Genomic DNA, 16039 nt, shown 5'->3' with positions numbered 1-16039 from the left:
CCTCACCTGGAGAACCCCATGAACCGCAACCCCCGCCGCGTCCTGGGCGCCGTCGCCGGTGCCGCGCTGCTCCTGGGCGGTGCCTTCACCGCGCAGGCCGTCGCCGACTCGGGAGCCAAGCCGGCGCCGAAGGTCGTCACGCCCGCCGAGTCGGTCCCGCAGCCGGCGTCGAAGCCGGTCGTGGTGAAGCCGGGCACGGCCGCCTCCGACGCCGGCGAGAAGGGCGTTCCCGCCACGAAGTCGGTGCCCGCCGAGACCGCGCCCCGCGTGATCACCCCGGGCGAGTAACCAAGGAACCAGGGCGGGCCGGCCCCACCAAGGGGCCGGCCCGTTCCCGCCCACCCACCCCGCGACGGATCGAGCGAGACATGCAGTACGCGATGGCCGCGGCGCCGCCCTGGTGGTCCCGGCTGCTGGCCCGCGTGTCCGGGACCGGGACAGGGGCCGAGGGCCGGGCGGTGGTACGGGAACTCCGTCCGCGCGCTCGGGTCACGTCGTACGACGAGCGACCGCCGACGTTGACCGACCTGTACAGGGCCCGCCGGCTCGACATGGTCCGACTGGCGCTGTTCCTCGTCGACGACCTGCACACGGCCGAGGACGTCGTCCAGGACGCGTTCGCCGCGGTCTGCCGGTCGTACGGCACCTCACTGGACGGCCTCCAGGACCCGGGGGCGTACCTGCACACCGCCGTGGTCAACGCGGCCCGTTCCGTCCTGCGCCGCCGCCGTACGGCCCGCGGCTACACCCCGCCCCACCAGCCGGCGAGCGCGCCCGTCGACGAAGGCCTCCTCCTGGCGGAGGAGCACCGTCACGTCCTCGACGCGCTGGCCCAGCTGACGCGCCGCCAGCGCGAGGTCCTGGTCCTGCGCTACTGGTCGGAGCTGACGGAGGCGCAGATCGCGGAAGCCCTCGGTCTGTCACGGGGCACGGTGAAGTCCACGGCGAGCCGCGCCCTGGACGCCCTGGAGAAGAGACTGGAGGCGTCCCGATGACCCCTCACCCGCCCGCCGAAGACCGCCACGCCACGACGGAGACCCGCCTCAGAGCGGCCCTGACGGCCCGAGCGGCCCTCGTCACCCACCAGGACCTCCGCCGCGAGAACCCCCCGCAGGGTCGCGCCCGGACGGCCCGGGCCCTGTACGGCCCCGGCCTTGCCGCGCTGGCCGCAGCGGCGGCGGTGGCGGCCGTCTGTGTCCTGTACCTGCTGCCGGGCGGCCTCCTGGCCCCGGCCCCGGTGCAGCCGGCGCGCCCCCCGGGCATCACGGACCCGGCACCGCCCACAACGGCCCCGACGACTCCCTCGCCGGCCGCGGAGCCGCGTGTCCTCAGGCCGTCGGACTGACGGGACGAGTCGTCGGAGCGGGACGGACCGGGGCGCGCGCGGCCCATCTGCCGGAAGTCTCAGCGGAGTCGGGCGTCGGCCCAGGCGGATGCGGAGATCCCGGAAACGGACGGGCCGACCGCGACCTACAGCCGCTCGGCCTTCACGGCCCCGACGAACGACGCCCAGGCCTCCGCCTCGAAGAAGACGCACGGTCCGGTGGGCGTGGCCTTGCTGTCGCGTACGGCGGTTCCGTCCACGGCGGTGGCGGCCGTCTCGACGCAGTCACCCTGCTGATCCGAGAAGGACGACTTGCGGAAAGCGCTGACGATCTCAGGTGTCACTTTGCCTCTTCCATCTGATCCGGGACGACGCCGCCCAGGGTCTGCCGGATGCGCTCCGCGCTCTCCTCTGCGGACATCGCCGCCGAGCGTAGTAGATCGAATACGTTGACGTAGGCGGCGAGATCCTCGGGCGCTTCGACGACGGTCGTGTTCGCGGCCGTGCGCACCGCCACCGCCTCGACGTTGGGTTCGATGCCGAACGAGAACGCGACGAACGCACCCGACATCCCCGCCGCTTTGCTCGCCGCAGCCGGCAGGATCTGCACGGTGACGTTCTGGCGCTGCCCGGCGTCGAGCAGGCGGCGGAGCTGGCCGTCGCGGACGGCCGGATCGTGGCGGAGCGCGGCTATGGCGGGCTCCCAGATGATGGCGGTGAAGTGGACCCCGCCGTCCTCGATCCGCCGCTGACGCTCCTGGCGGACCTCGACCAGCTGGGCGATGCGCTCCTGCGGGATGAAGCTGGGGCCGGAGGAGATCACCGATTCCGCGTACTCCGGGGTCTGCAACAGGCCCGGAATCAGCGAGGGTTCCCACGATCGGATGTAGGTCGAATCGCTCTCGAGCGTGATGTGATCCGCGTAGTCCGGGCGCAGGGTCTCCTGGTAGTCGAACCACCAACCGCGTTGATTGCTCGCACGCGCCAGTTCCTCCAGCCTGCGTCGCTCGTCCCCGTCCCGGACCCCGTAGCAGTCGAGGAGCGTCCTCACCTCCAGTGCGGAGGCGGAGACTTGTCCGCTCTCGAGCCGGCTGACCTTGGTCACCGACCTCAGGATGGCCTGGGCCGCGACCGACTGGTCGACGCCGGCTGCCTCCCGAAGGCGCTTGAGGGCGGAGCCGAGCCGCCGACTGCGAACCGTCGGCTTCCCACCTGCGGGCATGCCGTCTCCTCTCAACGTGACGTCCAGTGTGCCGCTTTGGGGCAAAGCGGAGCCAGCCTGGACCCCCGCTGGAGCGGTCGCAAATTTGCGAGAGGTCCACTTGCGGTGATGGCGGCGTCACCTCTAGCGTGATGACGTGACGTACCGCACATGCTTCATCGCGATACGTGATCTTGGTGGTGCGCCGACTGGCGGCCGACAGCCGCCCGGCGGCCGATGCCGGAATCCCCGGGTAAGGGGAGACCCCCGCGACCGTGCGACCGGTCCGGGGGCGTGGTCAACGCTTAAGAGGAGCGTCAACGTGAGTAACCCTATCGTCCGCCTTGTCGGACTGGTCCTGCGGCTGTTACTGCCCCCGTCGGGGCGTCGGCGCCTGGGTGGGGCTCCGCCCCCACCGGTGCGCGGGTGCACCACCCGAACCGCAACTGTCCGGTGCCACACCCGCGTTCCCCTCCTCCGAGGGGAGGACAGCCGACTCGTACGCCCCTACCTGGATGCACACGAGACCGCACGGTCCCAGCGACAGCGCCGGCGGGCCCTGTGGTTGGCCACGCACGGGGTCGACGTCGGGCCGCGGCGGATCCACGGCGTGGAGGTGGCCTGATGGGGCCCGCGCCCGACGAGACCGTGGTGCTGCGCTGGCGGCCCGCCGCCCGCAGCGTGCCGCTCGCCCGGCGTGAGCTGCGGCGCGTGCTCGCCCGGTGGGAGTGGGGAGTCGTCGAGGACGTCGCCTCGCTCGTGCTCTCCGAGCTGCTGACGAACGCCGTCCGGCACGGCCGCGTGCCCGGCCGCGAGGTCGAGACGCACTTCGCTCAAGTGCCCGGCGCCAGACTGCGTATCGAGGTCCATGACGCCTCCGAGCGGCGGCCGTTGATGGCGCTGCCCGACGGTGTCGGCGACGGCGGGTGGGGGCTTCCCCTCGTCGACACCCTCTCCGCCAAGTGGGGTGTCTGCGACCGCCTCGGGACGGGAAAGCTGGTGTGGGCTGAGCTTGCCGTGAAGGGGGAGTCGGATGCGCCGTGAGGGTATTGCGTTAGGCCGGGTGGCGGGGTCGTACCACCGGGGCGCCCGGCGGCCCAAGCTCTGGGCGTTACGGGCCGACCGCTCCGGAAGCGGGCCGATCACCGAGGCCGAGTGCACGACCTGTCTGGACGGTTCCGGCGCGGCGGACGACGGGCGCGGGCCCGCCGTCTGGTGCCTGGCTCACGCCGAGGAGACCGGACACACCGGCTTCCGCCGCATCCGTACCGACTTCTTCAGGGCCTCCTGTGACGGCCCGGAGGCGGCGGCTGTCAACGGCACCTGACGTCGTTCAGGCCGCCTTGGCGACGTGGTTGGCCACCGCCACCCCGGAGGCATCGTGGGCCGCCTCCGGGGCGGCGCGGTCTGCCTACGGCGCCGTGGCGCGCAGGTCGGGACGGTTCCTGGGGAGTCCGAAGCCCGCCATGTGCTTCTCCTCGTAGGACAGGAAGCCCAGGCTCCGGTAGAACGCGTGGTTGCGCTCGCCTTCCGGTGACGACTCGTGGTCCGTGGACAGGAGGAAGAACCGGCAGTGCGAGTAGCGTCGCGTGAGGTGCTCGACCAAGGCACGGCCGACGCCCTGCCGGTGATGTGCGGGGTTGACCACGACGTCCTGCACGTAACAGATGTGTTCGTCGTCGGAGACGGTCCGGGCCAGTCCGAGGAGCGTTCCGGAACCGTCCCGTGCCGTGATGACGAGGTGGGAGTTCGCCAGGCCGCGGCAGAGCCGGCCGACATCGCTGGTGTAGCCCTCCCAGCCGACTGATCCGTAGAGGTCCAGCATCTCCTCAGGATCGAAAGCGTCCTCTTCCGTGATGAACACCGTGAGTCCCTCCGTTCGTATGGCGCGGGCCGGTTCAGCCCGCTTCCGCCCGCTTCACCCCGCCTGGAGCATCAAGCCGATGCCGATGACCATCAGGCCCGCCGCCGCGATCCTCGGGCCGCCGAAGCGTTCCTTGAAGAAGAGCGCGCCGATCGCCGCGCCCACGATGATCGAGGACTCGCGGAGCGCGGCGATCGGGGCCAGCGGGGCCTTCGTCTGGGCCCACAGGACGAGCGCGTACGCCGAGACCGAGAGCGCCGCGCCGAGGAGGCCGCGGGCCGCGTACGGGCGGAGCTGGGGGAGGAGGGCCGCGCGGCGCCGCCACAGGGCGTACGCGGGGATCACGAGGCCCTGGAGGATCATCAGCCACGCGATGTAGCCGAGCGGGGTGGCGGAGGCGCGGACGCCGACGCCGTCGACGACCGTGTAGAGCGCGATGGACAGACCCGTCGCGCCCGCCGCGAGCAGCGCCGGCCAGTGCGGGCGGGTGTCCTTGCCCCGGATGCCCCACAGGGCCAGGCCCGTCAGGCCCGCGCACGCCACCGCCACCCCGAGCAACTGCCAGCCGCCCGGGACCTCGTGGAGGAAGACCGCCGCGAGGACGGTCACGACCAGCGGGGCCGTACCGCGGGCGATCGGGTACATCTGCCCGAAGTCGCCCAGCGTGAACGAGCGCATGAGCAGGGCGTAGTAGCCGATGTGGAGCAGCGCGGAGGCGATCAGGTACGGCCAGGCGCCTGCCGCCGGGAGCGGGACGAAGACCGCCGTGACCAGGCCGATCAGCGCCCCGCCGCCGGAGATCAGCGTGAAGGAGAGCAACTGCTCCTTGATGTGGTGGGCGATGGCGTTCCAGCTCGCGTGCGTGACGGCGGCGACGAGCACCGCGAGGGTGACGAGCGGGGTCACGCGGTGGGCTCGCGCACGTCCACCAGGGTGGCGCCCGCGTGGGTGACCAGCGTCTTCGGGTCCATCGCGAAGACGGTGTGCGGGGTGCCCGCCGCGGCCCACACCACGTCGTGGTCGAGGATGCCCCGGTCGGCGAGGACCCGGGTCCGGGTGCGGTGCCCGAAGGGCGGGACGCCCCCGATCGCGTACCCGGTCGTCTCCCGGACCACCTTCGCGTCGGCCCGGGTGACCTTCCCGGCGCACAGTTCCCACCGTACGAGCTCGACGTCCACCCGCGAGGCGCCGTCCATCAGGACGAGGACCGGCACCCCGTCGGCGGCGAAGATCAGCGACTTCACGATCTCGGCGACCTCGCAGCCGATGGCCTCGGCGGCCTGCTGCGCGGTGCGGGTCTCGTCCGGGAAGCGACGGACCTCGACATCGAGGCCCAACTCCTGGAGTGCGGCGGCGAACTGGGGGTGCGCGAGGGAGGTGTCGTCAGCGGTCATGGCCCGCACGCTAGCGGTAGCTGTACGGGCCACGCGACCGGGTTCCGGGGGTCGGTCAGCCGGGCCGACCGGTCAGCCGGCCTTCAGGACCTGCGCGACCACCGGGCCCGCGGCGTCGCCGCCGTGGCCGCCCTCCTCGACGACCGCCGCGGCCGCGAGGTCGCCGGAGTAGCCGGTGAACCAGCTGTTGGAGGTCTGGCCGTCGACCTCGGCGGAGCCGGTCTTCGCGCCCTTGGGGGTGGGGACCCCGGCCATCGCCGCCGTCGCCGTGCCGTCGGACGCGGTCGCCGCCGCCTTCATCATCGTCTTCAGCCCCGAGGCGACCTCGGGGGAGAGGCGGTCGGCCTGGGCGAACTCCCGGTCGTCGAGCTCCCTCGCCACCAGGTACGGCTGGAGGAAGCCGCCGTTCTTCACGGTCGCGGAGAGCGAGGCGACGTTCAGGGCGCTCATCGTGATCTTGCCCTGGCCGATGTAGGAGGCGGGCGTCTCGCTGCCGGCCGACTCGGGGACGCTGCCGTCGGCCGCCGGGACGCCCACCGCCCAGCTCTGACCGATGCCGAAGGAGTCACGGGCGGTGTCACCGAGGGCGGTGTCCGCGATGCCCTTGTCGCTGAGGGTGCTGATCGCCTTGATGAAGGCGGTGTTGCAGGAGCGGCGGAATGACTCGGCGAGGGTGCCGTTGGGGATGCTGAACCTTTTGAGGTTCTGGAAGGTGGTGCTCCGCGAGACGACGTCAGGCGGACACTCGACCTTGCTGCCGGGCGTCGCGATGCCGTTCTGCATCATCATCGCCGCCGTGACGATCTTCATCGTCGAGCCGGGGGCCTGGGCGCCCTGGAAGGCGGTGTTGTAGTCGGTGGCCGGGTTGTTGGCCACCGCGCGTATCGCACCGGTCGACGGCTCTATCGCCGCCACCGAGCTCTTTCCGTACTTCTTGACCGCCTTCTCCGCCGCCGCCTGCACGCCCGCGTCGATGGTGGTCTTCAGCGTGCCCGGCTTCCCCTTCGACAGGACGAGGACGGTCGAGTCGGGGACGGACGCGCTGCCCGAGTCGATCCACGTCTCGATGCCGGTCTCGCCGCCGGCCTTCGCCCCGTACCGCTTGCGCAGCTCGTCCAGGATCGGTCTCAGCGAGGGGTACGTCTCCGCCGTCAGCTCCTTGCCGTTCCGGTCGACGGCCTTCACGGAGGCGGTCTCCGCGACGCCCGTGCGCACCGTGGCCTCGGCGGTGAGCAGCTTCGGGTGGAGCACGGACGGCGCCCACTTCACCAGCGGCCGGCCGGTGGTCTGGCCCCGGACGACGGTCAGCTCGGAGGCGTAGGTCCAGGGCTTCGACACGCCCTTGTACGTGATCGTGGCCTTCACCGTGAACGGCACCGTCGCCCCGACGGGCGTCCCCGGTGTGATCTCGGCCTCCGAGACGCTCGCGCCGTCCCGGTAGGCCGCCACGGCGGGTCCGGCGGTGACGGGGTCGTTCGTCAGCTGCCCGGCCTTCTCCGGCTCGCCGGCGGCCCAGGCCGCGAGGAACTCCTTCGCGGTCGTCGTCACCTCGTCGCCGGTGACGGGCCCGGTCTTCGGCGCGTTGTCGGAACGGGTTCCGACGTTCGTGTCGCCGCCCGTGATCCCGTTGTAGAGGTTGAGCCCTCCGTATCCGACACCGCCCGCCACGACGAGGAACACGCCCCCGACGATCGCGGTCTTCGCTCCACTGCGCATGACTGCGCTCCCCTCCCCAGGTGGCCGTCCAGTCAAGCAGCGTCCCTTCGGTGTGTCGAGCAACTACTGCCGTATCCGTCACAACGCAGCGGGCGCGACCGGTTGCTCCATCGGAATCGCCGTGCCCGACCTTCTCGCGCGGCTCGCCCGAAATAGCGGATATGCCTGGGAATCTTCGTGTTCCACGATCTTCCGGGACTGTCGGCCGCTAGGAGATATCCGATGGGCGTTGCCTCTACGAGTACGTACGGCGCGTGGTTCTACGCCGGCCAACAGGACGGTTCGCGGCGTTCCGCCGAGTCCGTGCTGCCGCTGGTGTTCGACCTCGTCAGGCCGTCGAGTGTGGTGGACGTCGGCTGCGGCACCGGCTCCTGGCTCGCCACCGCCCAGGACCTGGGGGCGAAGGAGATCCTGGGCGTCGACGGCCCCTGGGTGTCCGCCGACGCGCTGCGCATTCCCCCGGACTGCTTCATGGAACAGGACCTCACCTACCCGCTGCGCCTCGACCGGCGGTTCGACCTGGCGATGTGCCTGGAGGCCGCGGAGCACTTCGACGCGGCCCGCGCCGACTCCCTGGTGGGTGACCTGTGCGCCATGGCGGACGTCGTCCTCTTCTCCGCCGCGATCCCCGGTCAGACCGGGACGGATCACCGCAACGAACAGTGGCCGCCGTACTGGCGCGGGCGTTTCGAGCAGTGGGGCTACGAGCTCGCCGACTGCCTGCGCACCCGCTTGTGGGACGACCCGACGATCGAGCCCTGGTACGCGCAGAACGCCTTCCTCTACGTCAGCGGCGACCGGCTCGCCGGCGACGAGCGGCTCCGCGCAGCGGCCGCCGAGAACGGCCGGATGCCGCTGTGCGCCGTCCACCCGGGCGTCCTCGCGCTGTTCTCCGCCCCCTACGCGCCCGCGGAGCCCGAACCGGCGGACCGCCGGGGCGCACCACGCAGATTCATCAGCGGCTGAGCCTGACGACGAAGAGGGCGCGACCACCGGTCGCGCCCTCTTCGTCTCTTCGTGTCCTTACGCGGCTAGATCCACGTGTCGAGCCACATCCGGTTCCGCCATTCGTCTATCGGAATCGGCGTGCCCGTGTAGATCGGCCAGAAGTAGATGAAATTCCAGACGATCAGGAGAACCAGACAGCCCGCCGCCACCGCGCCGAAAGTCCGGCGCCTTTCCGATGATCCCCGTGGGCCGATGATCGCGCCCAGCATCATGGCCACCGCCAGGCACAGGAAAGGCACGAAGACGACCGCGTAGAAAAGGAAGATCGTGCGCTCCTGGTAGAGGAACCAGGGGACCCAGCCGGCCGCGATGCCGCAGGCGATCGCGCCCGCGCGCCAGTCGCGGCGGAAGGCCCAGCGCCACAGGACGTACAGGAGGGCGAAGCAGGCCGCCCACCACAGGAGCGGGGTGCCGAGGGCCAGGACCTCCTGGGCGCACTTCTCCTTGGCGGTGGCCGGGCAGCCGGCGGTGCCGGGGGCCGGGGACTCGTAGAAGTACGAGACCGGGCGGCCCAGGACGATCCAGGACCAGGGGTTCGACTCGTAGGTGTGCGGCGAGGTCAGGCCCACGTGGAAGTTGAAGACCTCGTACTCGTAGTGCCAGAGGCTGCGCAGCCACTCCGGCAGCCAGCCCCAGAAGCTGTCCCCGCCCCCGGGGAGCTTGTCCTGCTTGGCGGCCCAGTCGCGGAAGTAGCCCTTGTCCGAGACGAGCCAGCCGGTCCAGGTCGCCAGGTACGTGGCGATCGCCACCGGCACCACCGACACGAACGCCGGGAGGAGGTCCTTCTTGAGCACCGCGAGGTGCGGGCGGACGGCGCCGGCCGTGCGGCGGCCGCCCACGTCCCACAGGACCGTCATCAGGCCGAACGCCGCCATGACGTACAGGCCGTTCCACTTCGTCGCCGCCGCGAGGCCCAGCATCACGCCGGCCGTGATCCGCCACGGCCGCCACCCGAGGCGCAGGGTCTCCGCGAGCTCCGCGTCGGGCCGCAGCACCCCCTCCTCGTCCTCGGGGAGCGCCGCCGCGAGCCGTTTCCGGGTGCGGTCGCGGTCGAGGACGAGGCAGCCGAAGGAGGCGAGGACGAAGAACATCAGCACCTGGTCGAGGAGCGCCGTGCGGCTCATCACGAAGTGCAGTCCGTCGACGGCGAGCAGCAGGCCCGCCAGACAGCCCAGGAACGTCGAGCGGAAGAGCCGGCGGCCGATCCGGCACAGCATCAGCACCGACAGGGTGCCGAGCAGCGCCACCATGAAGCGCCAGCCGAAGGGCTCGAATCCGAAGATCTTCTCGCCGACGCCGATGACCCATTTGCCCATCGGGGGATGGACGACGTACCCCGGGTCGGTCGGGATGAGCACCGCGCCCGGGTCCGCCAGGATCGTCTTGTCGATGTCCTTCGGCCAGGCCCCCTCGTACCCCTGGTTGATCAGGGCCCACGAGTCCTTGGCGTAGTACGTCTCGTCGAATATCACCGCGCGCGGCTTGCCGAGGTTCCAGAACCGCAGCAGGCCCGCGACCGCCGTGACCAGGAGCGGACCGCCCCAGGCCATCAGCCGCCACAGCCGCTCGGCCGGGCCGGGGCCGAGGCGGAGGAGCGACCACACGTGCTTCGAGGGGCGGGTGTACGGCGGGTCGAGCCGCTCCCGCAGCCCGATGGGAGCGGGGTTCTCGGCGCGGGGGGCGTAGCCGAAGCGCCGCAGCCTCTGCTGCCACGAAGAGGGCTCTGCCACGGGCTCTGCCATGGGGTGCTGGCCCTCCAGGGCCTCGGGTGCGGTACTGGTCACCGCGCCATCGTAGGGAACGCGCCTGTGCGCGTCGCCTGTCCGGGCTGGGAGGATGTCCCGTGTGACAGGAACGCTGGTACTCGCAGGGACCCCCATCGGTGACATCGCGGACGCTCCGCCCCGACTCGCCACCGAACTGCAGAACGCGGACATCGTGGCCGCCGAGGACACCCGGAGGCTGCGCGGGCTGACCCGGGCCCTCGGGATCCACACCACGGGCCGGGTCGTCTCGTACTTCGAGGGCAACGAGTCCGCCCGTACGCCCGAGCTCGTCGAGGCGCTGGTGGGCGGCGCCCGTGTGCTGCTCGTCACCGACGCGGGCATGCCGTCCGTCTCGGACCCCGGCTACCGCCTGGTCGCCGCGGCCGTCGAGCAGGACATCAAGGTCACGGCCGTCCCCGGCCCGTCGGCCGTGCTCACCGCGCTCGCCCTCTCCGGGCTGCCCGTGGACCGCTTCTGCTTCGAGGGTTTCCTGCCGCGCAAGGCGGGCGAGCGCCTCGGCCGGTTGCGTGAGGTCGCCGACGAGCGGCGCACCCTCGTGTACTTCGAGGCCCCGCACCGGCTCGACGACACGCTCGCCGCGATGGCGGAGGTCTTCGGCGCCGAGCGCCGCGCCGCCGTCTGCCGCGAACTGACCAAGACGTACGAGGAGGTCAAGCGCGGCCCGCTGACCGAACTCGCGGCCTGGGCAGCCGAGGGCGTACGGGGCGAGATCACCGTCGTCGTCGAGGGCGCCCCGGAGGCCGGACCCGGTGAGCTCGACGCCGCGGAGCTGGTGCGCAGGGTGCAGGTGCGCGAGGAGGCGGGGGAGCGGCGCAAGGAGGCGATCGTCGCGGTCGCGGCCGAGACGGGGCTGCCCAAGCGCGAGGTGTTCGATGCGGTCGTGGCGGCAAAGAACGCGGCAAAGGGCTGACAGGAAAGGTCCCGCCAAACGCAAAGGACTAACCTGAAAGGCAAAGCCGAACCCGGCGCCGGGACTCTTCGCAGGGCGCTTGGCAAGGGAAGAGCCAAAAGCCTTCCATGGTTCGTCCTCTGCTGATGCGCTCCGGCCCGAAAAGGCGTCCACTGATCAGTGGAGAGGAGCTGGCATGAGCGAGATCACCGGCACCGGCATATCCGTCGCCCATGAGGCGTACGCCTTCGCCTGCATGCGCTGTGGATACGGCTGGGAGCAGGCGTACGACATCGAGCACCACGTCGACGCCGCCGGCCAGGAATTCGTCGTCTACAAGGCCGACGGGGAGCGGGTCCCGTCCCCGCTGTCCAGTCCCACCTGCATGAACTGCAGCGGTCACGTCGTCAGGATCATGCGCGCGGGGCAGGTGTCGTCGGTGCTCGACCTGATCGCCGCGACGGAGAAGCACCGGCACGGGGCGAGGGCGACCAAGCCCGTCTCGCCGGCCGGGCCGATCGGGCAGGAGCTGACCGAGGACCCGGCGGGGCCCGTCGAGCCCACCGGGGACACTCCTGAGCCGCCGCCCGTGCCGCACCACTGGCAACTGTCGGACCTGCTGCATCCCTTCCGTCACCACGACAAGCAGGCCGGCGGGTAAGCCCCGCGCGCCGGTGCTCATGGCCCTCGTACGATCGGGGCCATGAGTGCCAAGGACGCCCCGCCGCCGCTGCCCGAACCCCTGCTCGTGGAGGTCGCGGACTCGCACACCCACCTGGACATGCAGTCCGGGACCGTCGAGGAGGCCCTGGTCAAGGCCGCCGCCGTCGGGGTGACCACGGTCGTCCAGGTCGGCTGTGACGTGAAGGGCTCCCAGTGGGCCGCCGAGACCGCCGCCGCCCACGCGAACGTGCACGCGGCCGTCGCCCTGCATCCGAACGAAGCCCCGCGGATCGTGCTCGGGGACCCTGGGGGCACCTCCCAGCCCTCTGGGGCTGGGGGAGGCTGGTCCCGGCAGGGTGCGCGCCCGGGCGGCGGGGACGCCGCCCTCGACGACGCGCTCGCCGAGATCGACCGGCTCGCCGCCCTGCCGTACGTGCTCGGGGTCGGCGAGACCGGCCTCGACTACTTCCGTACGGGCCCCGAGGGCATGGCCGCGCAGGAGCGTTCCTTCCGCGCCCACATCGAGATCGCCAAGCGCCACGGCAAGGCACTGGTCATCCACGACCGCGAGGCCCACGCCGACGTCCTGCGCGTCCTGGACGAGGAGGGCGCCCCGGAGCGGACCGTCTTCCACTGCTACTCCGGCGACGCCGCCATGGCCGAGATCTGCGCCGCCAAGGGCTACTACATGTCCTTCGCCGGCAACGTCACCTTCAAGAACGCCCAGCCGCTGCGGGACGCGCTCGCCGTCGCCCCCCTGGAACTCGTCCTCGTCGAGACCGACGCGCCCTTCCTCACCCCCGCGCCCTACCGGGGCCGCCCCAACGCCCCCTACCTGATCCCGGTCACCGTGCGGGCGATGGCGGCCGTGCGCGGCATCGGCGAGAACGAGCTCGCCGAGGCGATCGCCGTGAACACGGCCCGCGCCTTCGATTACTGATCCATAACGGTTACGTGTCGTAGCCGGACAGTCCGTGAGAGTGACCGTCGGCGGGGCTAGTGTCCCGGCCTCGTGAGCACTTCCCAGGGCAGTCACCGCGCCGGACGACGGACGGCGACCCTGCCCGTCCACGAGCAGCCGACCCAAGCAGCGCCGCTCGTCGCCCCCGGACCGGGAGGCGGAGTCCCCGGGGCCGCCTCCGCCCCAGTCCCCGGGGCCGTCCCCGCCGCCGTCCCCGGCCAGGCCGGCTCCCGCGCCGCGTCCCGCCGGGCCGCGCGCCGCCGCAAGGCCTCCGGCTCCGCCGCCGGCAGCCTGCGGCGGCTCGTCCCGCAGGCCCTCGTCGTCGCCTTCCTCGCCGGCGGCACCAGCGCCTTCGTCGCCAACGACAAGGCGGTCCGGCTCTCCGTCGACGGCGTCCCGCGCAGCCTCCACACCTTCGCCGACGACGTCGACGAGCTCCTCGCCCACGAGGGCCTGTCCGTCGGCGCCCACGACATCGTCGCCCCCGCCCCCGGCGAGGCCCTGACCAACGGCGACGAGATCATCGTCCGGTACGGGAGGCCGGTCGCCCTCACCCTCGACGGCCGGCGCCACACCATCTGGACCACCGCCAGGACCGTCGAGGGGGCGCTGCGCCAGCTGGGCGTCCGCGCGGAGGGCGCGTACCTCTCGGCCTCCCGCGCCGCCCCGATCTCCCGCCAGGGCCTCGCGCTCGACGTCCGCACCGAGCGGACGATCACCTTCCTCGCCGACGGCCGCGAGCGCGTCGTCCGGACCAACGCCGCCACCGTCCGCGAGGCCCTCGCCGAGGCCGGGATCACCCTCTCCGGGCAGGACACCACCTCCGTCACGGCCGACACCTTCCCCCGCGACGGCCAGACGGTCACCGTGCTCCGCATCACCGGCTCGAAGCAGGTACGGGAGGAAGCCGTGCCGTACGCCGTCGAGAAGGTCCGCGACCCGGAGCTCTTCGCCGGCACCGAGGTCGTCGAGCGGCAGGGCGTCACGGGCGTCCGCCGCGTCACGTACAGCCTGCGCACGGTCAACGGCGTCAAGCAGAAGCCCCGCAGGACCGGCGAGGAGATCGTCCGCGAACCCGTCAGCCGCAAGGTCCGCGTCGGCACCCGCGCACTGCCCACCACCGTCGCCGGGGCCGACGGCCTCGACTGGGGCGCACTCGCCGCCTGCGAGTCCGGCGGCCGGCCGAACGCCGTCGACCCCTCGGGGACGTACGGCGGGCTCTACCAGTTCGACCCGGGCACCTGGCGGTCCCTCGGCGGCACCGGCACCGCCCAGAACGCGCCCGCCGCGGAGCAGACCTTCCGGGCCAAGAAGCTCTACGTGCAGCGGGGGGCGAGTCCGTGGCCCCACTGCGGCCGACGGCTGCACCGGTGAGCGGGGGCCGCACCGGTGGTCGACACTCCACCGGTGAGCCCGGGCCCTGTGCGGGGCCTACGCTGTACCGGTGAGCACCACCACCGGCCCCGAAAGCCCCGACGCCCTCCTCGGCCCCGCCGACATCCGTGAGCTGGCCGCCGCCCTCGGCGTGCGCCCCACGAAGCAGAAGGGCCAGAACTTCGTCATCGACGCCAACACCGTCCGGCGGATCGTCCGGACGGCCGGGGTACGGCCCGACGACGTCGTCGTGGAGGTGGGGCCCGGACTCGGTTCCCTCACCCTGGCCCTCCTGGAGGCCGCGGACCGGGTGACGGCCGTCGAGATCGACGACATCCTCGCCGCCGCGCTGCCGGCCACGATCCAGGCCCGGATGCCCGCGCGCGCCGACCGCTTCACGCTCGTCCACTCCGACGCCATGCAGGTGCAGGAGCTCCCGGGCCCGGCGCCGACCGCGCTCGTCGCCAACCTGCCGTACAACGTCGCCGTGCCGGTCCTGCTCCACATGCTGGAGCGGTTCCCGACCATCGAGCGGACCCTCGTCATGGTCCAGGCCGAGGTCGCCGACCGGCTCGCCGCCAAGCCCGGCAACAAGGTCTACGGCGTGCCGTCGGTGAAGGCGAACTGGTACGCGGACGTGAAGCGGGCCGGCTCCATCGGCCGCAACGTCTTCTGGCCCGCGCCGAACGTCGACTCCGGCCTCGTCTCCCTCGTGCGCCGCACCGAGCCCGTCGCGACCACCGCCACCCGCCAGGAGGTCTTCGCGGTCGTCGACGCGGCCTTCGCGCAGCGCCGCAAGACCCTGCGCGCGGCCCTCGCCACCTGGGCGGGCTCGCCCGCGGCGGCCGAGGACGCCCTGGTCAAGGCCGGGATCTCGCCGCAGGCGCGCGGCGAGGCGCTGACGGTCGAGGAGTTCGCGAGGATCGCGGAGGCGAAGGCGTGACCACCTCCGGCAGCGTCACCGTCCGCGTACCCGCCAAGGTCAACGTCCAGCTGGCCGTCGGCGCGGCCCGCCCCGACGGCTTCCACGACCTGGCCAACGTCTTCCTCGCCGTCTCCCTGTACGACGAGGTGACCGCCACCCCCGCCGAGACGCTGACGATCACCTGCGAGGGCCCGGACGCCGACAAGGTGCCGCTCGACCGCACGAACCTCGCCGCGCGCGCCGCGGAGCTGCTCGCAGCCCGGCACGGCATCTCCCCGGACGTGCACCTGCACATCGCCAAGGACATCCCCGTCGCCGGCGGCATGGCGGGCGGCAGCGCGGACGGCGCGGGCGCCCTGCTCGCCTGCGACGCGCTCTGGGGCCTGAACTCCTCGCGCGAGGACCTCCTGGAGATCTGCGCCGAACTCGGCAGCGACGTGCCGTTCAGCCTGGTCGGCGGGGCGGCGCTCGGCACGGGCCGCGGTGAGAAGCTCACGGGGCTTCCGGTCGGCGGCACCTTCCACTGGGTGTTCGCCGTCGCCGACGGCGGGCTCTCGACCCCGGCGGTGTACGGCGAGTTCGACCGCCTCACCGAGGGCGTCGACGTCCCCGAGCCGGCCGCCTCCCCGCTCCTCCTGGACGCCCTGCGCACCGGCGACACCACGGCCCTCGCGGGCGCCCTCGCCAACGACCTCCAGGCCCCGGCGCTCTCCCTGCGCCCCTCGCTCGCGGCGACCCTGTCGGCCGGTACGGAGGCGGGCGCCCTCGCGGCCCTCGTCTCCGGCTCGGGCCCGACGACGGCGTTCCTGGTGAAGGACACGGAGGCGGCGGAGTCCGTCGCGGCGGCCCTGACCGCCTCGGGCACGTGCCGCACCGCGCGCGCGGCGACGTCGCCGGCGGAGGGCGCGGTCGTCCTCCCGGCTGCCTGACACC

Annotated in this window: 19 protein-coding genes; 12 read left to right on the top strand and 7 right to left on the bottom strand. The window is 72.4% G+C overall.

Going from position 1 to position 16039, the window contains the following annotated elements; translation table 11 throughout:
• The first annotated feature begins 18 nt into the window (after positions 1-18).
• The 3 genes from OG580_RS14550 to OG580_RS14540 all read left to right on the top strand — a co-directional run bounded on the left by OG580_RS14550 (position 19) and on the right by OG580_RS14540 (position 1345).
• Positions 19-288: a hypothetical protein gene (locus tag OG580_RS14550; protein WP_267044099.1), complete on the top strand. Its 270-nt coding sequence runs from the start codon at positions 19-21 to the stop codon at positions 286-288.
• 80 nt (positions 289-368) lie between these two features.
• Positions 369-995 (top strand): RNA polymerase sigma factor, encoded by a 627-nt coding sequence (locus OG580_RS14545; protein ID WP_267044098.1) that lies wholly within the window; start codon positions 369-371, stop codon positions 993-995.
• Positions 992-1345, top strand: a complete 354-nt coding sequence (locus OG580_RS14540; RefSeq protein ID WP_267044097.1) for a hypothetical protein — start codon at positions 992-994, stop codon at positions 1343-1345. Before OG580_RS14545 ends, OG580_RS14540 begins: the two co-directional genes overlap by 4 nt.
• A 125-nt stretch (positions 1346-1470) precedes the next feature.
• Here the strand turns inward: OG580_RS14540 and OG580_RS14535 are convergent, their stop codons facing one another.
• Positions 1471-1668 (bottom strand): DUF397 domain-containing protein, encoded by a 198-nt coding sequence (locus OG580_RS14535; protein WP_267044096.1) that lies wholly within the window; start codon positions 1666-1668, stop codon positions 1471-1473.
• The gene (locus tag OG580_RS14530) at positions 1665-2546 is read right to left on the bottom strand and encodes a helix-turn-helix transcriptional regulator (protein WP_267044095.1); all 882 of its coding nucleotides are present in this window, start codon (positions 2544-2546) and stop codon (positions 1665-1667) included. The genes OG580_RS14535 and OG580_RS14530 overlap by 4 nt, the downstream gene beginning before the upstream one ends.
• Before the next feature lie 603 nt (positions 2547-3149).
• Here OG580_RS14530 and OG580_RS14525 point away from each other — a divergent pair.
• A complete protein-coding gene (locus OG580_RS14525) occupies positions 3150-3569 on the top strand; it encodes an ATP-binding protein (protein ID WP_267044094.1) in 420 nt (139 codons plus the stop codon).
• Between the two features lie 19 nt (positions 3570-3588).
• Positions 3589-3852, top strand: a complete 264-nt coding sequence (locus OG580_RS14520) for a hypothetical protein (protein ID WP_267044093.1) — start codon at positions 3589-3591, stop codon at positions 3850-3852.
• 84 nt (positions 3853-3936) lie between these two features.
• Here the strand turns inward: OG580_RS14520 and OG580_RS14515 are convergent, their stop codons facing one another.
• The 4 genes from OG580_RS14515 to OG580_RS14500 form a co-directional block, all read right to left on the bottom strand.
• Positions 3937-4389: a GNAT family N-acetyltransferase gene (locus tag OG580_RS14515; RefSeq protein ID WP_267044092.1), complete on the bottom strand. Its 453-nt coding sequence runs from the start codon at positions 4387-4389 to the stop codon at positions 3937-3939.
• A gap of 54 nt (positions 4390-4443) precedes the next feature.
• Positions 4444-5295, bottom strand: a complete 852-nt coding sequence (locus tag OG580_RS14510) for a DMT family transporter (RefSeq protein ID WP_267044091.1) — start codon at positions 5293-5295, stop codon at positions 4444-4446.
• Complete coding sequence (locus tag OG580_RS14505) at positions 5292-5783, bottom strand: YbaK/EbsC family protein (protein WP_267044090.1); 492 nt, start codon at positions 5781-5783, stop codon at positions 5292-5294. Before OG580_RS14505 ends, OG580_RS14510 begins: the two co-directional genes overlap by 4 nt.
• A gap of 72 nt (positions 5784-5855) precedes the next feature.
• The gene (locus tag OG580_RS14500) at positions 5856-7499 is read right to left on the bottom strand and encodes a penicillin-binding transpeptidase domain-containing protein (RefSeq protein WP_267044089.1); all 1644 of its coding nucleotides are present in this window, start codon (positions 7497-7499) and stop codon (positions 5856-5858) included.
• Between the two features lie 222 nt (positions 7500-7721).
• On the opposite strand from OG580_RS14500, the gene OG580_RS14495 reads away from it, so the two are divergent.
• Complete coding sequence (locus tag OG580_RS14495) at positions 7722-8465, top strand: methyltransferase domain-containing protein (protein ID WP_267044088.1); 744 nt, start codon at positions 7722-7724, stop codon at positions 8463-8465.
• A 65-nt stretch (positions 8466-8530) separates the two neighbouring features.
• Here the strand turns inward: OG580_RS14495 and OG580_RS14490 are convergent, their stop codons facing one another.
• Positions 8531-10291 (bottom strand): dolichyl-phosphate-mannose--protein mannosyltransferase, encoded by a 1761-nt coding sequence (locus tag OG580_RS14490; RefSeq protein WP_267044087.1) that lies wholly within the window; start codon positions 10289-10291, stop codon positions 8531-8533.
• A 52-nt stretch (positions 10292-10343) separates the two neighbouring features.
• Here OG580_RS14490 and rsmI point away from each other — a divergent pair, with 52 nt between their 5' ends.
• The 6 genes from rsmI (at position 10344) to OG580_RS14460 (ending at position 16035) form a co-directional block, all read left to right on the top strand.
• Entirely contained in the window at positions 10344-11204 is an 861-nt protein-coding gene (gene rsmI, locus OG580_RS14485; RefSeq protein WP_267044086.1) for a 16S rRNA (cytidine(1402)-2'-O)-methyltransferase, read from the top strand.
• Positions 11205-11379: 175 nt separating this feature from the next.
• Positions 11380-11844 carry a hypothetical protein gene (locus tag OG580_RS14480; RefSeq protein WP_267044085.1) on the top strand — a complete coding sequence of 155 codons (465 nt, stop codon included), beginning with the start codon at positions 11380-11382 and terminating at the stop codon, positions 11842-11844.
• Between the two features lie 42 nt (positions 11845-11886).
• Complete coding sequence (locus OG580_RS14475; protein WP_267044084.1) at positions 11887-12786, top strand: TatD family hydrolase; 900 nt, start codon at positions 11887-11889, stop codon at positions 12784-12786.
• Positions 12787-12858: 72 nt separating this feature from the next.
• Positions 12859-14181, top strand: coding sequence for a resuscitation-promoting factor (locus OG580_RS14470; protein ID WP_267044083.1), 1323 nt, complete (start codon positions 12859-12861; stop codon positions 14179-14181).
• Between the two features lie 70 nt (positions 14182-14251).
• On the top strand, positions 14252-15124 hold the full coding sequence (gene rsmA, locus OG580_RS14465; RefSeq protein ID WP_267044082.1) for a 16S rRNA (adenine(1518)-N(6)/adenine(1519)-N(6))-dimethyltransferase RsmA: 873 nt from the start codon (positions 14252-14254) through the stop codon (positions 15122-15124).
• On the top strand, positions 15121-16035 hold the full coding sequence (locus tag OG580_RS14460; RefSeq protein ID WP_267044081.1) for a 4-(cytidine 5'-diphospho)-2-C-methyl-D-erythritol kinase: 915 nt from the start codon (positions 15121-15123) through the stop codon (positions 16033-16035). Before rsmA ends, OG580_RS14460 begins: the two co-directional genes overlap by 4 nt.
• Positions 16036-16039 lie beyond the last annotated feature (4 nt).

Source organism: Streptomyces sp. NBC_00094 (assembly GCF_026343125.1).
In the GTDB taxonomy this organism is placed as follows: domain Bacteria; phylum Actinomycetota; class Actinomycetes; order Streptomycetales; family Streptomycetaceae; genus Streptomyces.
The sequence above is the reverse complement of the archived record's forward strand: the minus strand, read 5'-3'. Positions and strand labels throughout refer to the sequence as shown.